21 protein-coding genes and 1 pseudogene are annotated in these 19,422 nt (G+C 72.9%); 18 read left to right on the top strand and 4 right to left on the bottom strand.

Annotation, left to right across the window (positions count from 1 at the left end):
* Together LQ51_RS27985 and LQ51_RS27980 are read right to left on the bottom strand one after the other, a co-directional pair.
* Positions 1–224, bottom strand: a pseudogene (locus tag LQ51_RS27985) (hypothetical protein); the annotation flags it as partial.
* Between the two features lie 158 nt (positions 225–382).
* Positions 383–853 carry an Lrp/AsnC family transcriptional regulator gene (locus LQ51_RS27980; protein ID WP_046570860.1) on the bottom strand — a complete coding sequence of 157 codons (471 nt, stop codon included), beginning with the start codon at positions 851–853 and terminating at the stop codon, positions 383–385.
* Between the two features lie 148 nt (positions 854–1,001).
* On the opposite strand from LQ51_RS27980, the gene LQ51_RS27975 reads away from it, so the two are divergent.
* The 16 genes from LQ51_RS27975 to LQ51_RS27900 all read left to right on the top strand — a co-directional run bounded on the left by LQ51_RS27975 (position 1,002) and on the right by LQ51_RS27900 (position 14,837).
* Positions 1,002–1,880, top strand: a complete 879-nt coding sequence (locus LQ51_RS27975) for a tryptophan 2,3-dioxygenase (protein WP_046570858.1) — start codon at positions 1,002–1,004, stop codon at positions 1,878–1,880.
* The gene (gene kynU, locus LQ51_RS27970; protein WP_369799904.1) at positions 1,856–3,229 is read left to right on the top strand and encodes a kynureninase; all 1,374 of its coding nucleotides are present in this window, start codon (positions 1,856–1,858) and stop codon (positions 3,227–3,229) included. The genes LQ51_RS27975 and kynU overlap by 25 nt, the downstream gene beginning before the upstream one ends.
* 61 nt (positions 3,230–3,290) lie before the next feature.
* On the top strand, positions 3,291–4,625 hold the full coding sequence (locus LQ51_RS27965; RefSeq protein WP_046570856.1) for an FAD-dependent oxidoreductase: 1,335 nt from the start codon (positions 3,291–3,293) through the stop codon (positions 4,623–4,625).
* Between the two features lie 20 nt (positions 4,626–4,645).
* Positions 4,646–6,127 carry a 2-hydroxymuconic semialdehyde dehydrogenase gene (locus LQ51_RS27960; RefSeq protein WP_046570870.1) on the top strand — a complete coding sequence of 494 codons (1,482 nt, stop codon included), beginning with the start codon at positions 4,646–4,648 and terminating at the stop codon, positions 6,125–6,127.
* A 134-nt stretch (positions 6,128–6,261) separates the two neighbouring features.
* Positions 6,262–7,056, top strand: a complete 795-nt coding sequence (locus tag LQ51_RS27955) for a 2-keto-4-pentenoate hydratase (RefSeq protein WP_046570855.1) — start codon at positions 6,262–6,264, stop codon at positions 7,054–7,056.
* On the top strand, positions 7,053–8,030 hold the full coding sequence (locus LQ51_RS27950; RefSeq protein ID WP_046570852.1) for an acetaldehyde dehydrogenase (acetylating): 978 nt from the start codon (positions 7,053–7,055) through the stop codon (positions 8,028–8,030). Before LQ51_RS27955 ends, LQ51_RS27950 begins: the two co-directional genes overlap by 4 nt.
* Entirely contained in the window at positions 8,027–9,142 is a 1,116-nt protein-coding gene (gene dmpG / locus LQ51_RS27945) for a 4-hydroxy-2-oxovalerate aldolase (RefSeq protein WP_156313266.1), read from the top strand. Before LQ51_RS27950 ends, dmpG begins: the two co-directional genes overlap by 4 nt.
* On the top strand, positions 9,139–9,912 hold the full coding sequence (locus LQ51_RS27940) for a 2-keto-4-pentenoate hydratase (protein WP_046570850.1): 774 nt from the start codon (positions 9,139–9,141) through the stop codon (positions 9,910–9,912). Before dmpG ends, LQ51_RS27940 begins: the two co-directional genes overlap by 4 nt.
* The gene (locus tag LQ51_RS27935) at positions 9,909–10,331 is read left to right on the top strand and encodes a RidA family protein (RefSeq protein WP_046570848.1); all 423 of its coding nucleotides are present in this window, start codon (positions 9,909–9,911) and stop codon (positions 10,329–10,331) included. The genes LQ51_RS27940 and LQ51_RS27935 overlap by 4 nt, the downstream gene beginning before the upstream one ends.
* Entirely contained in the window at positions 10,328–10,852 is a 525-nt protein-coding gene (locus tag LQ51_RS27930) for a 3-hydroxyanthranilate 3,4-dioxygenase (protein ID WP_046570847.1), read from the top strand. Before LQ51_RS27935 ends, LQ51_RS27930 begins: the two co-directional genes overlap by 4 nt.
* Complete coding sequence (locus LQ51_RS27925) at positions 10,852–11,877, top strand: amidohydrolase family protein (protein WP_046570845.1); 1,026 nt, start codon at positions 10,852–10,854, stop codon at positions 11,875–11,877. Before LQ51_RS27930 ends, LQ51_RS27925 begins: the two co-directional genes overlap by 1 nt.
* Positions 11,878–11,905: 28 nt before the next feature.
* Complete coding sequence (locus LQ51_RS27920) at positions 11,906–12,130, top strand: type II toxin-antitoxin system VapB family antitoxin (RefSeq protein ID WP_046570842.1); 225 nt, start codon at positions 11,906–11,908, stop codon at positions 12,128–12,130.
* Positions 12,127–12,555 (top strand): PIN domain-containing protein, encoded by a 429-nt coding sequence (locus LQ51_RS27915; RefSeq protein ID WP_052745089.1) that lies wholly within the window; start codon positions 12,127–12,129, stop codon positions 12,553–12,555. Before LQ51_RS27920 ends, LQ51_RS27915 begins: the two co-directional genes overlap by 4 nt.
* Positions 12,556–12,611: 56 nt before the next feature.
* A complete protein-coding gene (locus tag LQ51_RS27910) occupies positions 12,612–14,075 on the top strand; it encodes an amidase (RefSeq protein WP_046570841.1) in 1,464 nt (487 codons plus the stop codon).
* A 74-nt stretch (positions 14,076–14,149) separates the two neighbouring features.
* Entirely contained in the window at positions 14,150–14,437 is a 288-nt protein-coding gene (locus LQ51_RS27905) for an aa3-type cytochrome oxidase subunit CtaJ (protein ID WP_046570839.1), read from the top strand.
* A complete protein-coding gene (locus LQ51_RS27900; RefSeq protein WP_046570838.1) occupies positions 14,424–14,837 on the top strand; it encodes a DUF5130 family protein in 414 nt (137 codons plus the stop codon). The genes LQ51_RS27905 and LQ51_RS27900 overlap by 14 nt, the downstream gene beginning before the upstream one ends.
* 65 nt (positions 14,838–14,902) lie before the next feature.
* Here LQ51_RS27900 and LQ51_RS27895 read toward each other — a convergent pair whose 3' ends face one another.
* Both LQ51_RS27895 and pepN read right to left on the bottom strand, forming a co-directional pair.
* Positions 14,903–15,466: a Uma2 family endonuclease gene (locus LQ51_RS27895; protein ID WP_046570863.1), complete on the bottom strand. Its 564-nt coding sequence runs from the start codon at positions 15,464–15,466 to the stop codon at positions 14,903–14,905.
* Between the two features lie 83 nt (positions 15,467–15,549).
* The gene (pepN, locus tag LQ51_RS27890; protein WP_046570836.1) at positions 15,550–18,096 is read right to left on the bottom strand and encodes an aminopeptidase N; all 2,547 of its coding nucleotides are present in this window, start codon (positions 18,094–18,096) and stop codon (positions 15,550–15,552) included.
* Positions 18,097–18,321: 225 nt separating this feature from the next.
* Between pepN and LQ51_RS27885 the strand changes: the two genes are divergently transcribed.
* Together LQ51_RS27885 and LQ51_RS27880 are read left to right on the top strand one after the other, a co-directional pair.
* Positions 18,322–18,945, top strand: a complete 624-nt coding sequence (locus tag LQ51_RS27885; protein ID WP_046570834.1) for a DsbA family protein — start codon at positions 18,322–18,324, stop codon at positions 18,943–18,945.
* A gap of 183 nt (positions 18,946–19,128) precedes the next feature.
* Positions 19,129–19,422, top strand: a 294-nt coding sequence (locus tag LQ51_RS27880; protein WP_231605910.1) for a hypothetical protein, incomplete at its 3' end; no start/stop codon positions are given.

Genomic DNA, 19,422 nt, shown 5'->3' with positions numbered 1-19,422 from the left:
GTGACCGCGCCGGTGAGGAAGCCGTTGCTCGGCCGCAGCACGACCCGACCGAAGGCGTCCGAGTTCACCTGGGCCTGCCGGTCGTTGTTGTTGTCGCAGCTGGCCCGGATGCTCACCCGAGTGCCGGCCTGGGCGCTGTTCGGCGTCACCTCGACGAAGACGTTCTCCCCGGCCCGGGCCGGGGAGACACCGATCAGGACGAACGCCGCGACCAGGCCGAGCACGCTCAGCGCGGCCGACATGGCGCGGCGGGACAGGAGCCCTCGCATGATTCCCCCCTTCCGGTGCGGCGCACCGGAATCCTGCTGACGGGCAGTGGGGGCCTGCATTCCCGGGGGGTCGGGGTGTTAACAGGACCGGTGGCGCGGGCCCGGTTCGCACCTCAGCGGCGGCGGCCCGGCGGAGGCGGGGCGGCGGGTGGCAGCGGGGTGACCGGGTGCCAGTCCAGCGGGGTGGAGAGGACCATCGTGCTGGACGGCTGGCCGTACGGGGCGAGCCGGTCGATGACGGCCTCGAACTCGCCCATCGACCCGGCCGCCACCTTGAGCATGCTGCACGCGTCCCCGGTGATCCGGTGGATCTCCATGATCTCCGGCCAGTCCGCCACCTCGGGGTCGTTGAGGATGCAGCGCGCGCCGTAGCAGGACATCCGGATCATCGCGAGCACGGTCCGGCCGGCCCGGGCCAGGTCCACCCGGGCGTGGTAGCCGGTGATCACCCCGGACTCCTCCAGCCGGCGCACCCGCTCGGCCACCGCGGGCGGGGACAGGTGCACCCGGCGGGACAGCTCGCTGTACGAGAGCCGGGCGTCGGCCTGCAACTCGCGCAGCAGCGCCCAGTCCATGTCGTCCACGCGGTGACCTTTCTTCCGTGAAGTCGGACGCGGCAGAAGCCTTCAGAGTGTGAAGTGCTCCCACAGTACCGCCGTTGAACAGGCATTCCATCTGCCGATCCACCCCCGGCATCATGGCCTCTACCGCGCGTACGGAGGGAGACGACCGGTGGAACAGAGCACAGTTGTCCGTCCGGCCACCCCGCAGCAGCGGGCGGCCAGGGCGGCGCGTAACGGGGGCGAGCCGACGCTGGAGTTCAGCGACCGGGTGCCCTATGACGCGTACGTGCGGGCGAGCACGCTGCACCGGCTCCAGCAGCCGCTGAGCGACGACCCCGGCGAGATGTCCTTCCTCATGGTCAGCCAGATCATGGAGCTGTACTTCGGGCTGACCTGTCACGAGCTGCGGCACGCCCAGCGGGAGCTGCGGGCCGACCGGATCTGGGAGGCGCTGCCCCCGTTGCGCCGGGCCGCCCTGCACCTGGAAGGGCTCAACGCCGCCTGGCAGGGGCTGCGCTGGATGACCCCGGCCGACTTCAACCGGTTCCGCGACCGGCTCGGCGAGGGCTCCGGATTCCAGTCGGCGATGTACCGCCAGCTGGAGTTCCTGCTCGGGCTGCGCGACCCGGCGCTGATTCGGCCGTTCCGCCGGCAGGCCGAGGTGCACGCCGAGTTGACCGCCGCGTTGGGCACGCCGAGCCTCTGGGACGACGTGCTCGCGCTGCTCGCCCGGCACGGCTTCGACCTCCCCGACGACCTGCTGGCGCGGGACCTGTCGGCCGAGCACGAGGCACACCCGGCCGTCGAGGCCGCCTGGGTACGGATCTACGCCGACGCCGGCCCGGACAACCACCTGCGGCTGCTCGGCGACGCGCTGACCGAGGTGGCCGAGGGGTTCGGCGACTGGCGCTGGCACCACATCAAGGCCGTGCAGCGCTCGATGGGCGCCAAGGTCGGCAGCGGCGGTTCGGCCGGCCTGGCATGGTTGCAGCGCAGCATGGCCCGGGTGGTCTTCCCCGAGCTGTGGTCGGCCCGCACCGCGATGTGACCGGAGGAATTGTGCGGAACACCGAAACTGAGTCGCTGGACTTCGGCGGTGCCGAAGCCGAGGCCCGCAAGCTCGACGCCGACGACCCCGGTCACCGGCACCTGTTCCTGGTGCCGCCGGCCGACGGCGGCCGTTACCCGGAGGCGGCGTACCTGGCCGGCAACTCGCTGGGCCTGCAACCCCGGGCCACCCGCGACGAACTCCTCGCCGACCTGGACGCCTGGCGCCGGCTGGGCGTCGAGGGGCACCTGGAGGCGGAGCGGCCCTGGCTGCCGTACCACGAACTGCTCACCGCGCCGGCCGCGCGACTGGTCGGCGCACTGCCCGCGGAGACCGTGGTGATGAACTCGCTCACGGTCAACCTGCACCTGCTGATGGTCAGCTTCTACCGGCCGGCCGGGGAGCGCACCCGGATCGTGATCGAGGACAGCGCCTTCCCCTCGGACAGCTACGCGGTGCGCAGCCAGGCCCGCTTCCACGGCCTCGACCCGGACACCACGGTGGTCCGGCTGAAGCCGCGCCCCGGCGAGGACACCCTGCGCACGCAGGACGTGCTCGACTTCCTGGCCACCGAGGGGCACACCGTCGCGCTGGTGCTGCTCGGCGGCGTGAACTACCTGACCGGTGAGTTGATGGACCTGCCGGCGATCACCGCGGCCGGCCGGGCCGCGGGCGCGGTGGTCGGCTGGGACCTGGCGCACGCGGTCGGCAACGTCCCGCTGGCCCTGCACGACTGGGACGTCGACTTCGCCGCCTGGTGCTCCTACAAGTACCTGAACTCCGGGCCGGGCGCCCTCGCCGGCGTCTTCGTGCACGAGCGGCACCTGGGCGACCCGACGCTGCCCCGCTTCGAGGGCTGGTGGAGCACCGAGGCGGCCACCCGGTTCCAGATGACCCCGGTGTCCCGGCCGCCGGCCACCGTCGAGGCGTGGCAGATCTCCAACCCGCCGATCTTCGCGATGGGGCCGGTGCGTACCTCCCTGGAGCTGTTCGACTCGGTCGGCATGCCGGCGCTGCGGGAGCGCAGCCTGCGGCTCACCGGCTACCTGGAGCGGCTGCTCGACGAGGTGACCGCCGACCGGCCGCTGACCGTGGTCACCCCGCGCGACCCCGAGCGGCGGGGCTGCCAGCTCTCGGTGCGGATCGGGACGGGCGCCGGGAGCGCGCCGGGCGGGAGCGCGGTGGGCGGCGCCAACGAGCTGACCCGGCGGCTGCGGCACGAGCACGGCGTGATCGCCGACGCCCGGGAGCCGGACATCGTGCGGTTCGCCCCGGTGCCGCTCTACTCGACGTACCACGACTGCTGGCGAGTCGCCGACGCGCTGGCCGCGACGGTGGAGATCCGGTGAGCGCGAGGAGTGAGCCGGTTCGGCGAGTCCCGCAGTCGGGAACGAAAGGCAGGCACTGCCGATGAGTACGGAACGCGACGAGATCGCCGTCGTCGGCGCCGGGCTGGCCGGCTGTCTGCTGGCCTGCTTCCTGGCCCGGCGCGGCTACCCGGTCGCCCTCTACGAGCGGCGGCCCGACCCGCGCACCGGGACGGTGGAGCGGGGCCGCTCGATCAACCTGGCGCTCTCCGACCGGGGGCTGGACGCGTTGCGCCGGATCGGCCTGGACGAGCAGGTGATGGCCGACGCGCTGCCGATGCGCGGCCGGATGATCCACCCGGTCGAGGGGGCGGCGCAGTTCCAGTCGTACAGCGTCGCCGGCGACCGGGCGATCAACTCGATCAGTCGGGGCGCGTTGAACAACGCGCTGCTCAGCGCCGCCGCCGACCGGCCCGGCGTGCGGCTCGCCTTCGACCACCGGCTGGTCGGCCTCGACCCGGTCAGCGGCGAGATGACCTTCGAGACCCCGCAGGGCAAGGTCACCGAGACCGCCTCGGTCGTCCTCGGCGCCGACGGCGCCGGCTCCGCGGTGCGCGGGCAACTGCTCGCATACGGGGTGCTGACCGAGAGCCTGGACTTCCTCGACTACGGCTACAAGGAACTCACCATCCCGCCGCTGGGCGGCGAGTTCGCCCTGGACCCGGGCGCGCTGCACATCTGGCCGCGCGGCACCTCGATGATGATCGCGTTGCCCAACCCGGACCGCTCGTTCACCTGCACGCTGTTCTGGCCCACCCACGGCACCGAGAGCTTCGCCTCGCTGGGCAGCCCGGCGGCCATCGAGCGGTACTTCGCCACCCACTACCCGGACCTGGTGCCGCTCGCCCCGAACCTGGTCGACGACTACCAGCACAACCCGGTCGGCGTGCTCGGCACGGTCCGCTGCACGCCCTGGCAGGTGGCCGGGAAGGTGGGCCTGCTCGGCGACGCGGCGCACGCCATCGTGCCGTTCTACGGCCAGGGCGCGAACTGCGCCTTCGAGGACGTCGTCGAGCTGGACCGCTGCCTGGACGAGTGCGGGGACCAGTGGGCGTCGGCGCTGGCGCTGTTCCAGCACCGCCGGCAGGCCAACGCCGAGGCGATCGCCCGGATGGCGCTGACCAACTTCGTGGAGATGCGGGACAAGGTCGCCTCGCCGGTGTTCCAGACCCGCAAGAAGATCGAGCACGCGCTGGAGCGGGCCCTGCCCGGCCGGTACGTGTCGCAGTACGAGCTGGTTTCCTTCTCCACCACCCCGTACGCCGAGGTGCGCCGCCGGGTGCGCCGGCAGTACCAGGTGGTGGGGGCGGTGGCGGCGGGCGCGTTGGCCGCGCTGGCCGGCGCCGTGGTGGCGGTCGGGCGTGGGAGGCGGCGATGACGCTCTGGGATCCCCGGCTGATGGCCGGGCACGCGCCGGACGGTCCCGGCCTGCTGCGCAACTTCGTCGGCGGCGCGTTCACCGACACCGGTACCCGGTTCACCAAGCGCAGCCCGGTCACCGGCGAACCCGTCTTCGAGGTGGTCGAGGCGTCGTCGTCCGTGGTGGACGACGCGGTCGCCGCGGCCCGGGCGGCGCTGCGCGGGCCGTGGGGCCGCCTCGGCGAGCGGGAACGCGCCGAGGTGCTGCGCCGGGTCGCCGACGAGCTGGAACGCCGCTTCGACGACCTGGTCGCCGCGGAGGTGGCGGACACCGGCAAGGCCATCTCCCAGGCCCGCACGCTGGACATCCCGCGGGGCGCCGCCAACTTCCGGACGTTCGCCGAGATCGTGGCGACCGCGCCCACCGAGTCGTTCACCACGGTCACCCCGACGGGCGGCCGGGCGCTGAACTACGCGGTCCGCAAGCCGGTCGGCGTGGTCGCCGTCATCGTGCCGTGGAACCTGCCGCTGCTCCTGCTCACCTGGAAGGTGGCCCCCGCGCTGGCCTGCGGCAACGCGGTGATCGTGAAGCCCAGCGAGGAGACCCCGGCATCGGCGACCCTGCTGGCCGAGGTGATGGCCGCCGCCGGCGTGCCGGCGGGCGTGTTCAACCTGGTGCACGGCTTCGGCCCCGGCTCGGCCGGCGAGCACCTGACCCGGCATCCGGGCGTGGACGCGATCACCTTCACCGGCGAGTCGGCCACCGGCAGCGCCATCATGCGGGCCGCCGCCGACGGGGTGAAGGCGGTCAGCTTCGAGCTGGGCGGCAAGAACGCCGGGCTGGTCTTCGCCGACGCCGACCTGGACGCCGCGGTGGCCGGCTCGGTCCGGTCCAGCTTCACCAACGGCGGCCAGGTCTGTCTCTGCACCGAACGGATCTACGTGCAGCGGCCGGTCTTCGAGGAGTTCACCGCCCGGCTGGCCAAGCGCGCCGACGAGCTGGCGTACGGCTGGCCGGCGGACGAGGCGACGGTGAACATGCCGCTGATCTCGCACACCCACCGGGACAAGGTGCTCGGCCACTACGACCTGGCCCGCTCCGAGGGCGCGGAGGTGCGCGCCGGGGGCGGGACGCCGCGTTTCGGCGACGCCCGCGACGGCGGCGCGTACGTGCAGCCGACCGTGCTCACCGGGCTGGGACCGGACGCCCGCACCAACCGCGAGGAGATCTTCGGACCGGTGGTGCACGTCGCGCCGTTCGACGACGAGGATGAGGCGTACGCCCTGGCCAACGGCACCGACTACGGTCTGGCGGCGACGGTCTGGACCCGGGACGTGGGTCGCGCGCACCGGGCCGGGGCCCGGCTGGACGCCGGGATCGTCTGGGTGAACACCTGGTTCCTGCGGGATCTGCGCACCCCGTTCGGTGGGGTGAAGGCGTCCGGCATCGGCCGGGAGGGCGGCGTGCACTCGCTCGACTTCTACTCCGAACTCACCAACGTCTGCGTGGACCTGTCGTGAGCGGGCGGGGGACCGGCGGTGGTGCGCGCGGCGGGCAGAATGGCCGGCATCGTGAGCGCGCGGAGCGGGTCGCAGCGGCGGACCGCGCGGTCGCGGACCGCACGCCGCGCCGTGAGCGAACGCGAGGAGCCAGCATGACCGTCGACATCGAGGCCGCCAACCGGGAACTGGCCATGGCCCGGCAGGACGAGAAGCCCTGCCCGCCGCTGCGCGGCCGGTTGCTGCCGGAAGGCGACATCGAGGCCGCCTACCAGGTGCAGCAGGTCTACACCCGGCAGCGGCTCGGCAAGGGCCACCGCCGGGTGGGCGCGAAGATCGGGCTCACCTCGCGGGCCGTGCAGGAGAGCTTCGGGGTCTTCCAGCCCGACTTCGGGGTGCTCTTCGACGACATGGCCGTCGGCGACGGGGTCGAGGTGCCGATGGGCCGCCTGTTGCAGCCCCGGGTGGAGGCGGAGATCGCCTTCGTGCTCGGCCGGGACCTGGCCGACGAGCGGATCACCACCGTCGACCTGGTCCGCGCCGTCGACCACGTGCTGCCGGCCATCGAGATCGTCGACTCGCGGATCGCCGGCTGGGACATCTCCATCGTGGACACCGTGGCGGACAACGCCTCCAGCGGGCTCTTCGTGCTCGGCACCGCGCCGCGCCGGCTGGCCGACGTGGACCTGCGGCTGGCCGGCATGGTGCTGGAGCACGCCGGGGAGCCGGTCTCGGTGGGCGCCGGGGCGGCCTGCCTCGGCAACCCGCTGCACGCGCTGGAGTGGCTGGCCGGCACCATGGCCCGCGCCGGCGACCCGCTCAAGGCCGGCGACGTGGTGCTCTCCGGGGCGCTCGGCCCGATGGTGCCGGTGACGCCCGGCGGCGCGTACGAGGCGCGGATCTCCGGGCTCGGCTCGGTGCGGACCTGTTTCTCCAAGGAGGCCTCATGACCGTCGGCGTGGCGGTGCTCGGGTCGGGCAACATCGGCACCGACCTGATGATCAAGGTGTTGCGGCTCAGTACCGACCTGCGGATGGTCGCGATGGCCGGCATCGACCCGGCCTCCGACGGGCTGGCCCGGGCCCGCCGGCTCGGCGTGGCGACCACCGCCGACGGCGTGGACGGCCTGGTGGCCATGCCCGAGTTCGCCGACGTCGAGCTGGTCTTCGACGCCACCTCGGCCGGCGCGCACCGCCGCCACGACGCGGTGCTGCGCGCACACGGCCGGACCGTGGTCGACCTGACCCCGGCCGCGGTCGGCCCGTACGTGGTCCCGCCGGTCAACCTCGACGAACACCTGCACGAGCCGAACGTCAACATGGTCACCTGCGGCGGGCAGGCCACCGTGCCGATCGTGCACGCGGTCGGCCGGGTCACCCCGGTCGCGTACGGGGAGATCGTCGCCTCGATCGCCTCGAAGTCGGCCGGCCCCGGCACCCGGGCCAACATCGACGAGTTCACCGAGACCACCGCCCGGGCCATCGAGGTGGTCGGCGGCGCCGGGCGCGGCAAGGCCATCATCGTGCTGAACCCGGCCGACCCGCCGCTGCTGATGCGGGACACCGTCTACTGCCTCTGCCCGGACGCCGACGCCGACCGGGTGAAGATCGCCGCCTCGGTGGCCGACATGGTGGCCAACGTCCAGGAGTACGTCCCCGGCTACCGGCTCAAGCAGGACGTGCAGTTCGACCGGGTGGACACCTACGCGCCGGTGCTGGGCCGGCACTTCACCGGGCTCCAGGTCTCCGTCTTCCTGGAGGTCTCCGGCGCCGGGCACTACCTGCCCGCGTACGCCGGGAACCTGGACATCATGACCTCGGCCGCGCTGCGGACCGCGGAGCGGCTGGTCGCGCTCCGGACGGCGGCCGGGGCGAGCGCGGCGGAGCGGAGCCCCGCAGCCGCGAACAACGGGGGGATCGCGTGACCGACCTCTACATCCAGGACGTGACGCTGCGCGACGGCATGCACGCCATCGCCCACCGGTACACGGTGGACCAGGTGCGGACGATCGCCGCCGCGCTGGACGCGGCCGGGGTGGCCGCCATCGAGGTGGCGCACGGCGACGGGCTGGCCGGTTCCAGCGTCAACTACGGGCACGGCGCGGCCGGCGACGCGGACTGGATCGCCGCCGCCGCCGAGGTGCTGACCAGCGCGCGGCTCACCACCCTGCTGCTGCCCGGCATCGGCACCATCGCCGACCTGAAGGCGGCGAAGGCGCTCGGGGTGACCAGCGTGCGGATCGCCACCCACTGCACCGAGGCGGACATCTCCGCCCAGCACATCTCCTGGGCCCGGGAGAACGGCATGGACGTCGCCGGGTTCCTGATGATGTCGCACATGAACGACCCGGCCGGGCTGGCCGCCCAGGCCAAGCTCATGGAGTCGTACGGGGCGCACTGCGTCTACGTGACCGACTCCGGCGGCCGGCTGCTGATGTCGGACGTGGCCGAGCGGGTCGACGCGTACCGGCAGGTGCTGGAGCCGCAGACGCAGATCGGCATCCACGCCCACCACAACCTGTCGCTGGGCGTGGCGAACAGCGTGGTGGCGGTCGAGCACGGCCGGATCCTCGGTGCCGGGCCGCTCGGCTCCCCGTCCGGGCGGACCGTCCGGGTGGACGCCTCGCTGGCCGGCATGGGCGCGGGCGCCGGCAACGCCCCGCTGGAGGTCTTCGTGGCCGTCGCCGAACTGCACGGCTGGAAGCACGGCTGCGACGTGTTCGCGCTGATGGACGCGGCCGACGACGTGGTCCGGCCGCTGCAGGACCGGCCGGTGCAGGTGGACCGGGAGACGCTCTCCCTCGGGTACGCGGGCGTCTACTCCAGCTTCCTGCGGCACGCCGAGCGGGCCTCCGCGAAGTACGGCGTGGACGTCCGGTCGATCCTGGTCGAGCTGGGCCGGCGCCGGATGGTGGGCGGCCAGGAGGACATGATCGTGGACGTGGCGCTGGACCTGGCCGGCACGGAGGCCGGGAGTGCCGGGAGTGAGCCGGGCCGGCGAGCCCCGGAGCCGCGGACGAAAGGTGGCGCAGCATGATCGGGCCGGACATCGCGGGCATCGCCGAGAAGCTGGGCGCGGCGGCCGACACCGCCAGCGCCATCCCGCAGCTCGCCGCCGAGACCGGCCTCGACGTCGACGCCGCGTACGCGGTGCAGACCGCGCTGGTGCAGCGCCGGCTGGACCGCGGTGAGCGGCTGGTCGGGCTGAAGATGGGGCTGACCAGCAAGGCCAAGATGGCCCAGGTGGGCGTGGACGAGGTGATCTGGGGCCGGCTCACCGACGTGATGCGGGTGCCAGACGGCGGCACGGTCGACGTGGCCGGGTTCATCCACCCCCGGGTCGAGCCCGAGGTGGCGTTCCTGCTGGACCGCCTTCCCGAGCCCGGCGAACCGGTCGGCGCGTTCACCGAGGCGGTCCGCGCGGTGGCCCCGGCGATCGAGCTGATCGACTCCCGGTACGCCAACTTCACCTTCTCCCTGCCGGACGTGATCGCCGACAACACCTCGGCGGCGGCGTTCGTGGTCGGCCCCTGGTCGCCGGTGCCCGACGGCCTGGACAACCTCGGCGTGCTGCTGGAGATCGACGGGCGGGTGGCGCAGGTGGGCTCGACCGCAGCGATCCTCGGCGACCCGCGCCGCGCCCTCGACGAGGGCCTGCGGCTGGCCGGCCGGCACGGCGTGCGGCTGCGCGCGGGCTGGGTGTTCCTGGCCGGCGCCGCCACGGCCGCGGTGCCGCTGCGGCCGGGCGCGCACGTCCGGGCCGTGGTCGAGAAGCTGGGCACGGCGTCGCTGCGAGCTGCGTCGTGACCGCCCGGGTGGTGGCCGGCAAGGCCGTGCCGCGGGGGGCGTTCCCGCACGTCAAGGTGGCCGGCGGGTTCGTCTTCGTGTCCGGCACGTCGGCGCGGCGCCCGGACAACACCTTCGCCGGCGTCGAGGTCGACGAGTTAGGCACGACGAACCTGGACATCCGGGCCCAGACCCGGGCCGTGATCGAGAACATCGGTGACCTGCTGGCGTCGGTCGGGGCGGAGCTGTCCGATCTGGTGCAGGTCACCAGCTACCTGGTCAACATGAACGACTTCGGTGGCTACAACGAGGTGTGGGCGGAGTTCTTCGACGCCACCGGTCCGACCCGGACCACGGTGGCCGTGCACCAGCTCCCGCACCCGCACCTGCTGATCGAGATGCAGGCCGTGGCCCTACTACCGTCGGGAGGTCCGTCATGAGTGAGATCGCCGAGCCGTTCAGTTTCTCCGGCTGGATCGGGGAGAACCAGCACCTGCTCAAGCCGCCGGTGGGCAACAAGGAGCTGCTGCCCGGCAGCGACGACTTCATCGTCATGGTGGTGGGCGGCCCGAACCAGCGCACCGACTTCCACGTCGACCCGTACGAGGAGTTCTTCTACCAGGTCAAGGGCAACATGCACATCAACCTGATGCTGCCGGAGGGCCCGCGTACGGTGCACGTCCGCGAGGGTCAGATGTGGATGCTGCCGCGCAACACGCCGCACTCGCCGCAGCGGCCGGAAGCCGGCTCGATCGGCATGGTCATCGAGCGGGTCCGCGAGGAGGGCACCCTGGAGAAGTTCCGGTGGTACTGCCCCGAGTGCAGCCACCAGGTGCACGAGGTGGAGCTGCAGGTGCGCGACATCGCCGCCGACCTGCCCCCGGTCTTCGCCGCGTTTTACGCCGACGAGAAGGCCCGTACCTGCACCAACTGCGGCGCGCTGCACCCGGGCAAGGGCTGATGACCGTACCTGCCGCGCGGTCCCCGCTGGTGGACGTGCACACGCACGTCGTACCGAAGGGGTGGCCGGACCTCGCCGCGGCGTGCGGCGGGTCCGGCTGGCCCTGGCTGCGGGTGGACTCCGAGCGCGCCGCCATGATCATGGTGGGGGAGACGGAGTTCCGGCCGGTCGGCGCGGAGTGCTGGGACGCCGGCACGCGGCTCGCCGACATGGCCGCCGACGGGGTGGATGTGCAGGTGGTCTCGCCCACCCCGGTCTTCTTCAGCTACGACCGCCCGGCCGACCAGGCGGTCAAGGTGGCCCGGATCTTCAACGACCTGACGCTGGAGGTCACCGCGGCGGGGGGCGACCGGCTGGTGCCGTTCTGCCAGGTGCCGTTGCAGGATCCGGACGCCGCCTGCGCCGAGCTGGACCGCTGCCTGGCGGCCGGACACGCCGGAGTGGAGATCGGCAACCACGTCGGCGACCGGGACCTCGACGACGCCGGCATCGTGCGGTTCCTCACCCACTGCGCCGAGGTGGGCGCGCCGGTCTTCGTGCACCCGTGGGACATGCCGGGCGGCCCTCGGCTGGACCGCTGGATGGCCCGCTGGCTGGCCGGGATGCCCGCCGAGACGCACCTGTCCGTGCTGGCGCTCATCCTCGGTGGGGTCTTCGACCGGGTGCCGGAGACGCTGCGGATCTGCTTCGCGCACGGCGGTGGCAGCTTCCCGTTCTGGCTGGGCCGGGCCGACAATGCCTGGCACCGCCGCGGCGACCTGGTCCGGGGCACCTCGACCGCCCCGCCCAGCAGCTACGTCGACCGGTTCAGCGTCGACTCGGTGGTCTTCGACCCGGCCGCGCTGCGGCTGCTCGTGGACACCCTGGGGGAGGACCGGGTGCTGGTCGGCAGCGACTACCCGTACCCGCTGGGGGAGCGGCCGGTCGGCCAGGTGGTCCACAAGGCCGACTTCCTCACCGCCGACCAGCGCGACAAGCTGCTCTCCCGCAACGCCCTGCGCTTCCTGGGCAGGTCGGGTATATAAGTATCGGGTTGCTGTATATACTCGACCGGTGAAGACTGTCATTGATCTTGACGATGAGCTGCTCGAGCGGGCCCGCCGCGAGCTGGGCACCAAGAGCAAGAAGGACACCATCCACGCTGCGCTCCGGCTGGTGGCCGAGCGAAGTGAGCGGATGGAGGCCATCCGGGAGCTGATTGCGATCTCCAGCGAGCAGGACTGGACCGGCCTGCTTGAGGACGACAAGACGCCGCGCGGCGAGCAGGACGCCGCGTGATCCTGCCGGCCGGGCTCTATCTCATCGACACTTCGGCCTGGGGTCGCCTCCGTCAGCCGACCGTCGCCAAACGGATCATGACAATCATCGAGGAACGGCTCGCGGCCACCTGCGTGCCGCTTGATCTCGAGAGTGGGCGAAGTGCCCGCGACTTCAGGGAAGCCATGACCGTGCGCACCCGCCGCGCCGAGCTGATGATCGACCTTCCTATCACTCCGGCCGTGGCGACCAGGGCGCGGGATCTGCAACTGTCGCTCACCGCCAGAGGCCACCACCGCGCCGCGAGCCCGGTCGACGTCCTGGTCGCTGCCACGGCTGCGGAATACTCCGCGACGGTCCTGCACTACGACCGCGACTTCGATCTGATCAGCGACGTCGGTGGGCCGCACAGCGAATGGGTGTCCCCGGCCGGCACCCTGACCTGACCGGTCGAGGCTGTGTCGGACCGGCTTCGACCGGTTCGAGCGGGCAGGATGAGGGGATGGCCGAGCCGCACGACCTGACCGCGCTGGAGCAGGCCGCCGCGATCCGCCGGGGCGAGCTGTCCAGCGTGGAGCTGGTCGAGCACCAGCTGCGCCGGGTCGACGCGTTCGCCGACACCGTCGGCGCGTTCGTCACCGTCACCCCGGACCGGGCCCGAGCGGCCGCGCGGGCCGCCGACGCCGTGCCGGTGGACGAGCGCGGGCCGCTGCACGGCGTACCGACCGCGATCAAGGACCTGACGCTGACCGCCGGCGTCCGCACCACCTTCGGCTCGGCCGCGTTCGCCGATTTCGTCCCGCCCGTCGACGCCGACGTGGTGCGGCTCATGGCCGACGCCGGACTGGTCAGCCTCGGCAAGACCACCACCTCCGAGCTGGGCTGCTCGCTCTACTCGGAGGGCCTGGTGGCGCCGCCGGCCCGCAACCCGTGGCAGCTCGCGTACACGGCCGGCGGGTCCAGCGGCGGCGCGGCGGCGGCGGTCGCCGCCGGCCTCGTACCGGTGGCGCAGGGCTCCGACGGCGGCGGCTCGCTGCGCATCCCGGCGTCCCTGTGCGGCCTGGTCGGCTACAAACCGAGCCGGGGCCTGGTCTCCGGCGGTCCACTCGGCTTCGGCGCGTTCGGGCTGCCCACCAACGGCCCGCTGGGGCGGACCGTCACCGACGTGGCGGCGCTGCTCGACGTGCTCGCCCGCCCGGTGCCCGGCGAGCCGTACCTGCCGCCGGTCCCGCCCGCCGGCGGCTACCTGGCCGCCGCCCGGGACGGCTCCCCCGGGCGGCTGCGGATCGGCCGCTTCACCACCCCGATGCTCGCCGACGTGCCGGTGCACCCCGACTGCGTGGCCGCCGTCGACCGGGCCGCCGAGCTGCTCACCGCGGCCGGCCACGAGGTGGTCGAGGTCCCCGCGCCGCTCGGTCCCGCGGCGTGGCCGCTCTTCGAGACCGTCTGGTACGTGCTGGCGCTCGCCCCGGTGCCCGCCGGGCGGGAGAGCGAGCTGCTGCCGCTGACCCGGTTCCTGCGCGAGCGGGGCGCGGCCGTCGGCGCCGGCCCGCTGATGGCCGCGCTCGGCGAACTCCAGGCCCAGGTACGCCTCGGCGTCCGCCGCACCGCCGGCTGCGACCTGCTGCTCTGCCCCACGCTGGCCGCCCCGCAGGCGCCCGTGGGCGCGTTCGCCGCCCTCGACCCGGCGGACGATTTCGACCAGCAGCGCCGGTTCTCGCCGTACTGCGCCGTCTTCAACGTCACCGGCGACCCGTCCGTTTCGCTGCCGGTCGGCCGCACCGCCGACGGGCTGCCCGTCGGGGTGCTGCTCACCGGCCGGTACGGTGCCGACGCGACATTGATCGGTACGGCCGGGCAACTGGAGCACGCCTGTGGCGGATGGGATCAGCACCCCGCAATCTGGCGGGCGGCCGGCTCCGCTAACGTGAACATCACAAGCGGGATCGGGTACGCGTCGGAATGACCGTCCACCCGACCCGGAACATTCCTGGTCTCTCTTTCCGCCTGGGGGCGTTGGGATTGTCTGTTACCGAGACGTTGGTGGTCTTCGTCGGCATCCCGGCGGCCGCGGTGCTGGTGATCGCCGGCCTGGTGTTCGCCGGCAGCGGTCGTGGCGGCGGTGGCGGCGCGAAGCGCTACCGGCCGGGCCGGCCCTTCGACTTCACTCCGGTCTGGTTCCTGGGCCGTCCGGAGCAGCTGGCCGACTCGGCCGGCACCGCACTGGCCGCCGGGGCGCAGGCACCGGCGCTGACCAGCCGCAAGCAGGAACTGGCCGGCCGGGAGGCGCCGGCCGGTGGAACCGGAGGCGCAAGTGACCGTTGGTGAGCAGCAGGCCGCGACGGCGGCCGGTAACCCGCCCGAGGTGCTGGACGGGCCCTTCTCGACCCGCCAGCTGCTCCGCATCGACGAGGCTCTGCGGCTGGCCGACAAGGGCACCGGGCTGGTCTTCTCGGTCTACGTGGGCGGCCTCGACGAGCCGATCCGGGAGCACGCCGAGCGGCTGCACCGGCAGCTCGCCGAGCCGGACCGCTCGGTGCTGATCGCGGTGTCGCCCAACCAGCGCCAGCTGGAGATCGTCACCGGCCGGTACGCCCGCAAGCGCATCCCGGACACCTACGCCAAGCTCGCCGCGCTCTCCATGGTGGCGTCCTTCGGCGGCGGCGACCTGGCCGGCGGCGTGATCCAGGGCCTGGACCAGCTCGCCAGCCACGCCGGCAAGGGCTGAGCCCAGCCGCACACACGACGAAGCCCGGCCCGCGTCTCGCGGGCCGGGCTTTCTCGTCGGCGTCCTCAGCGCGGCCAGGCGCTCGGGTCGAGGCGCATCGGCCAGGGCTCGTCGACCTGCACCGGGTCGTCCGGCCCGATCGTGCCGAGCAGGTTGTAGTGCACGGCCTTGACCAACTGATAGCGGTAGATCACCGGTCCGAAGTCGCCTCGCTCGACCCGCCAGTAGTGCGGGATACCTGCCTCCGCGTAGAGGGCCGGCTTGGTGAACCGGTCATGACGACGGCTGTTGGGTGACTCGACCTCGACGACGAGTGCGACATGGACCGGTTCGGTCCACAGCTGCCCCCGAGGTGCGTCGGGCTTGAGCACGGTGATGTCCGGAATCAGGTTGCCGTCAGGGATGCGTATGCCGATCTCGCGGATCACCCGCCAGCCGTCCGGCGCCGCCTGCCGCAGCGACATCCGGATGTCGTCGGCCAACTCATGGTGGTCCGGCCCGGCGGGTGGAGTCACGTGCAGGCTCCCGTCGATGAGCTCGTAGCGGTTCCCGTTCTCGGGCAGATCGAGAAGGTCCTGCTCACGCCAGCGTCTTTCGGGTGGCCGCCACTCGTAGGTCGGTTGTGCCATCACGTCCACCTCCTCTGCACACGATAAACGGCCGGGGCCGGGCGGGCTTCCGCCCACGCCGACCCCGGCCGGGAGCTGCTCGCTCAGGCGCTGCGGGCGTCCCGCTCGCGGGCCTTGAGCGCGCGGACCACGCCGTCGCGCCCCTCGGCCACCAGCCGGCGCAGCGGTGCCGGGTGACCATCCTGGGCCAGCCAGTCGTCGGTGGCCGTCACGGTGTCCTCGTCGACCAGGTACGCCGGGTAGGCGAGCTGGACGAACTCCTGGGCCGGCTCGCTGTCCCGCTGCGCCCACACCTGCGCCACGGTGGCGAAGTACTTCTCCCGGTAGGGCGCGGTCAGCTCGACCTGCGCGGGGTGGGTGAAGCCCTGCAGCAGCGCCCGGTTGCGCCAGTTCGGCAGCGCCTCCGGGCCGGTGAGCTGCGCCCACACCGCCGCCTTGTTCTCCGCGGTGGGCACCAGCGCGTGCGCGTACGCCGCCTCCCGCTCGCCGCTGGCGGTGCGGTCGCCGGCCAGCTCGGCCTCCACCTCGGCGGTGCCGGCCGCGCCGTTGGCCACCAGCGACTGCAGCACCGTCCAGCGCAGCTCGGTGTCCACGGTCAGCCCGGCCGGCACCTCGCCGCCGTTGAGCCAGCCGCGCAGCGTGGCCAGGTCCTCGCCGGAGCGGGCCGCGGCGGCGTACGCCCGGGCCCAGGCGAGCTGGAAGCCGCTGCCCGGCTCGGCCGCCGCGAGCGCGGTCCGGGCGGTCCGGGCCAGGTCGGCCCAGCCGGTCGGCGCCCAGGCCGGGTCGACGTAGAAGGTGAGCGTGGTGGTCGCCTGCCGGAGGGTCGCGGTGACCAGGTTGATGTCGGTCTCCGCCGGCAGCCCGGCGAGCACCAGCGCCACATAGTCGCGGCCGGACAGCTCCGCGTCCCGGGTCATGTCCCAGGCGGCGGTCCAGCACAGCGCCCGGGCCAGCGACGAGTCGAAGCTCGAGATGTGCTGCACCACGGTGGCCATCGACCGCTCGTCCAGCCGCAGCTTGGTGTACGTGAGGTCGTCGTCGTTGAGCAGCAGGACGTCGGCGGCCGGCTTGCCGTGCAGCGCGGTGAGCTCGGTGCTCTCGCCGGTCACGTCCACCTCGACCCGCTCCCGGCGGGCCAGTCGCCCGTCGGTCAGGTCGTAGAGGCCCACCCCGATCCGGTGGGTCCGCAGCGTCGGGTGCCCGGCCGGCGCCTCCTGGCGGACCAGCACCCGCTCGTACCCGCCGTCGGCGCCGATCGTCACCTCGGGGCGCAGCGTGTTGACCTGCGCGGTCTCCAGCCACTGGGCGGCGAACTTGCGCAGCTCCCGGCCGGAGGCCGCCTCCAGCTCCGACAGCAGGTCGTCGAAGGTGGCGTTGCCCCAGGCGTGCTTGCCGAAGTACGCCCGCAGGCCGGCCAGGAACGGCTCCTCGCCGACGTACGCGACGAGCTGCTTGAGCACGCTGGCGCCCTTGGCGTACGTGATGCCGTCGAAGTTGACCTCGACCGCCTCCAGGTCCGGCATCTCGCAGTAGACCGGGTGGGTGGAGGAGAGCTGGTCCTGCCGGTAACCCCAGTTCTTGCGGATCGACAAGAAGGTCGTCCACGCCTCGGTGAAACGGGTGGCGTGGGTGTTGCACCAGTGGCTGGCCCACTCGGCGAACGACTCGTTCAACCACAGGTCGTTCCACCAGCGCATGGTGACCAGGTCACCGAACCACATGTGGGCCAGCTCGTGCAGGATCGTGTTGGCCCGCTGCTCGTACTCGAAGTCGGTGACCTGGGAGCGGAAGATGTAGTGCGACTCGGCGTGCGTGACGCAGCCGAAGTTCTCCATCGCGCCGGCGTTGAAGTCCGGCACCCAGAGCTGGTCGTACTTGGGCAGCGGGTAGCGCACCTGGAACTGCTCGTGGAAGAAGTCGAAGCCCTGCTTGGTGATCAGGAACAGGTCGTCGGCGTCCAGGTAGCGTGCCATCGAGGCCCGGCAGAACACGCCCAGGTCGATGCCGTCGTGACTGTCCCGCACCTCGTGGTACGGCCCGGCGCAGAGCGCCGTGATGTAGGTGCTCATCCGGGCCGACTCGGCGAAGTGGACGGTCTTCAGGGCCTCGCCGGCCGGCTCCTCGCGCGCCACCGGCATGTTGGACACCACCCGCCAGTGCTCCGGGACGGTGGCGTGCCAGGTGTAGACGCTCTTCAGATCGGGCTGGTCGAAACAGGCGAAGACGCGCTGCGCGTCGGCCGTCTCGAACTGGCTGTAGAGGTAGGTCTCGCCGTCGACCGGGTCGACGGTGCGGTGCAGGCCCTGGCCGCTGTTCGAGTAGGCGAAGTCGGCGTCGACCACGAGGACGTTCTCCTCGGCCAGGCCGGTCAGGGTGAGCCCGTTCTCCGCCGACCAGCCGGAGAGGTCCACCGGCGTGCCGTTGAGCGTCGCGGCGCGGACCGAGTCGGCGGCCGTCTCGATGAACGTGCTCGCTCCCGGCTCGGCGCAGCGGAACCGGACCTCGGTCACCGAGCGGAACGTCCGGCCCTCGGCCTGCACGGCGGTCGACAGGTCAAGGCTGATGTCGTACCCGGTCACGTCGAGCAGGCGGGCCCGCTCGGTGGCCTCGACCTGGGTCAGGTTGCGCACTCCCGGCACTGTTCGTCTCCATCCCACTCGTCTCGCCGCGCCCCGCGGCAGCATCCCGCCGGTCAACTCGTGACGACCGGCCCCAAACCGAGTCTTCCATGCACGGAGCGGCAGCGGTGGTCGAGGTCACGCTCTCATTCCGGTGCCGGTCGATGCCGCGCGGGGTGAGGATCGGGGGAGCGGCGCGCCGGGGTCCGGCGCGCGACGTCGTGAAGGGATATCACCGTGACCGAACGTGTCGCCGTGGACATGTGGTTCGACCCGCTCTGCCCGTGGGCGTGGATCACCTCCCGCTGGCTGCTGGAGGTCGAGCAGGTCCGGGACGTGGAGATCCGCTTCCACGTGATGAGCCTGTCCGTGCTGAACGAGGGGCGGGACCTGCCCGAGCAGTACCAGGACCTGATGAAGAAGGGCTGGGGCCCGGTACGGGTCTGCATCGCCGTCGAGCAGGCGCACGGCGGCGAGGTGCTGGCCCGCCTCTACACCGCCCTGGGCACCCGGATCCACCTCGGCAAGGAGGAGCTCGGCCGGGAGCTGCTGGTCGGCGCGCTGACCGATGTGGGGCTGGACCCGGCGTTGGCCGACGCCGCCGACTCCACCGGGTACGACGAGGCGCTGCGGGCCAGCCACGAGGCGGGCATGCGGCCGGTCGGCACGGACGTCGGCACCCCGGTGATCCACGCGCCGGGCCCGGACGGCCGCCAGGTCGCCTTCTTCGGCCCGGTGATCACCCCGGCGCCGAAGGGCGAGGCCGCCGGCAAGCTGTGGGACGGCGTCCTGCTGGTCGCCGGCACGCCGGGCTTCTACGAGCTGAAGCGCACCCGCGAGCAGGGCCCGATCTTCGACTGAGGGGCGGGGGCGCCGGCCGGCCTCCGCGCCCCGCCCGTGTCGCGGTGCCGCCACCGAACCCCGCGCCGCCCACCGTCACCCGGGCGGCGCGGGGTTCGTTTCACCGGGTGTCCCAGCCGGCGGCCGACCCGGCCGCACTCCCGGCAGCTCCTGGAGGCGTTTTCCATGGCCAAGCACCGCCGCATGCCCGACGACGAGCCGCAGCCGGCCACCGGGGAGTCCGGTGCGACGTACTGGTCGGTGACCGAGGGCGACTGGCCGGAGGTCCGGCCGACCCTGCCCACCGAGATGGTCGATCTGCTGGCCCCGCCGATCGTGGTCGGGGTGGCCCGGGTGGTGGCCACCTCCCGGATGACCCCGCCCGGCGATCCGGACGGGCCGGTCCGGACGCCGGCCCCGGCCCGCGTCGCCACCGCCGGCGGCCGCCCGCCGCAGGGCGGCACGACGACGGTACGGCTCGCCACCGCCGCCGCCACC

The organism is Micromonospora sp. HK10 (assembly GCF_000982955.1).
Taxonomy (GTDB): Bacteria; Actinomycetota; Actinomycetes; order Mycobacteriales; family Micromonosporaceae; genus Micromonospora.
This window is presented reverse-complemented; position numbering and strand designations above follow the sequence as displayed.

What these genes read in the sequence shown, in the direction of transcription:
- LQ51_RS27965 (WP_046570856.1), top strand. Translation starts at nt 3,291, where the DNA reads ATGAGTACGGAACGCGACGAGATCGCCGTCGTCGGCGCCGGGCTGGCC.
- LQ51_RS27960 (WP_046570870.1), top strand. Translation starts at nt 4,646, where the DNA reads ATGGCCGGGCACGCGCCGGACGGTCCCGGCCTGCTGCGCAACTTCGTC.
- LQ51_RS27955 (WP_046570855.1), top strand. Translation starts at nt 6,262, where the DNA reads ATGACCGTCGACATCGAGGCCGCCAACCGGGAACTGGCCATGGCCCGG.
- LQ51_RS27950 (WP_046570852.1), top strand. Translation starts at nt 7,053, where the DNA reads ATGACCGTCGGCGTGGCGGTGCTCGGGTCGGGCAACATCGGCACCGAC.
- LQ51_RS27940 (WP_046570850.1), top strand. Translation starts at nt 9,139, where the DNA reads ATGATCGGGCCGGACATCGCGGGCATCGCCGAGAAGCTGGGCGCGGCG.
- LQ51_RS27930 (WP_046570847.1), top strand. Translation starts at nt 10,328, where the DNA reads ATGAGTGAGATCGCCGAGCCGTTCAGTTTCTCCGGCTGGATCGGGGAG.
- LQ51_RS27925 (WP_046570845.1), top strand. Translation starts at nt 10,852, where the DNA reads ATGACCGTACCTGCCGCGCGGTCCCCGCTGGTGGACGTGCACACGCAC.
- LQ51_RS27910 (WP_046570841.1), top strand. Translation starts at nt 12,612, where the DNA reads ATGGCCGAGCCGCACGACCTGACCGCGCTGGAGCAGGCCGCCGCGATC.
- LQ51_RS27895 (WP_046570863.1), bottom strand. Translation starts at nt 15,466, where the DNA reads ATGGCACAACCGACCTACGAGTGGCGGCCACCCGAAAGACGCTGGCGT.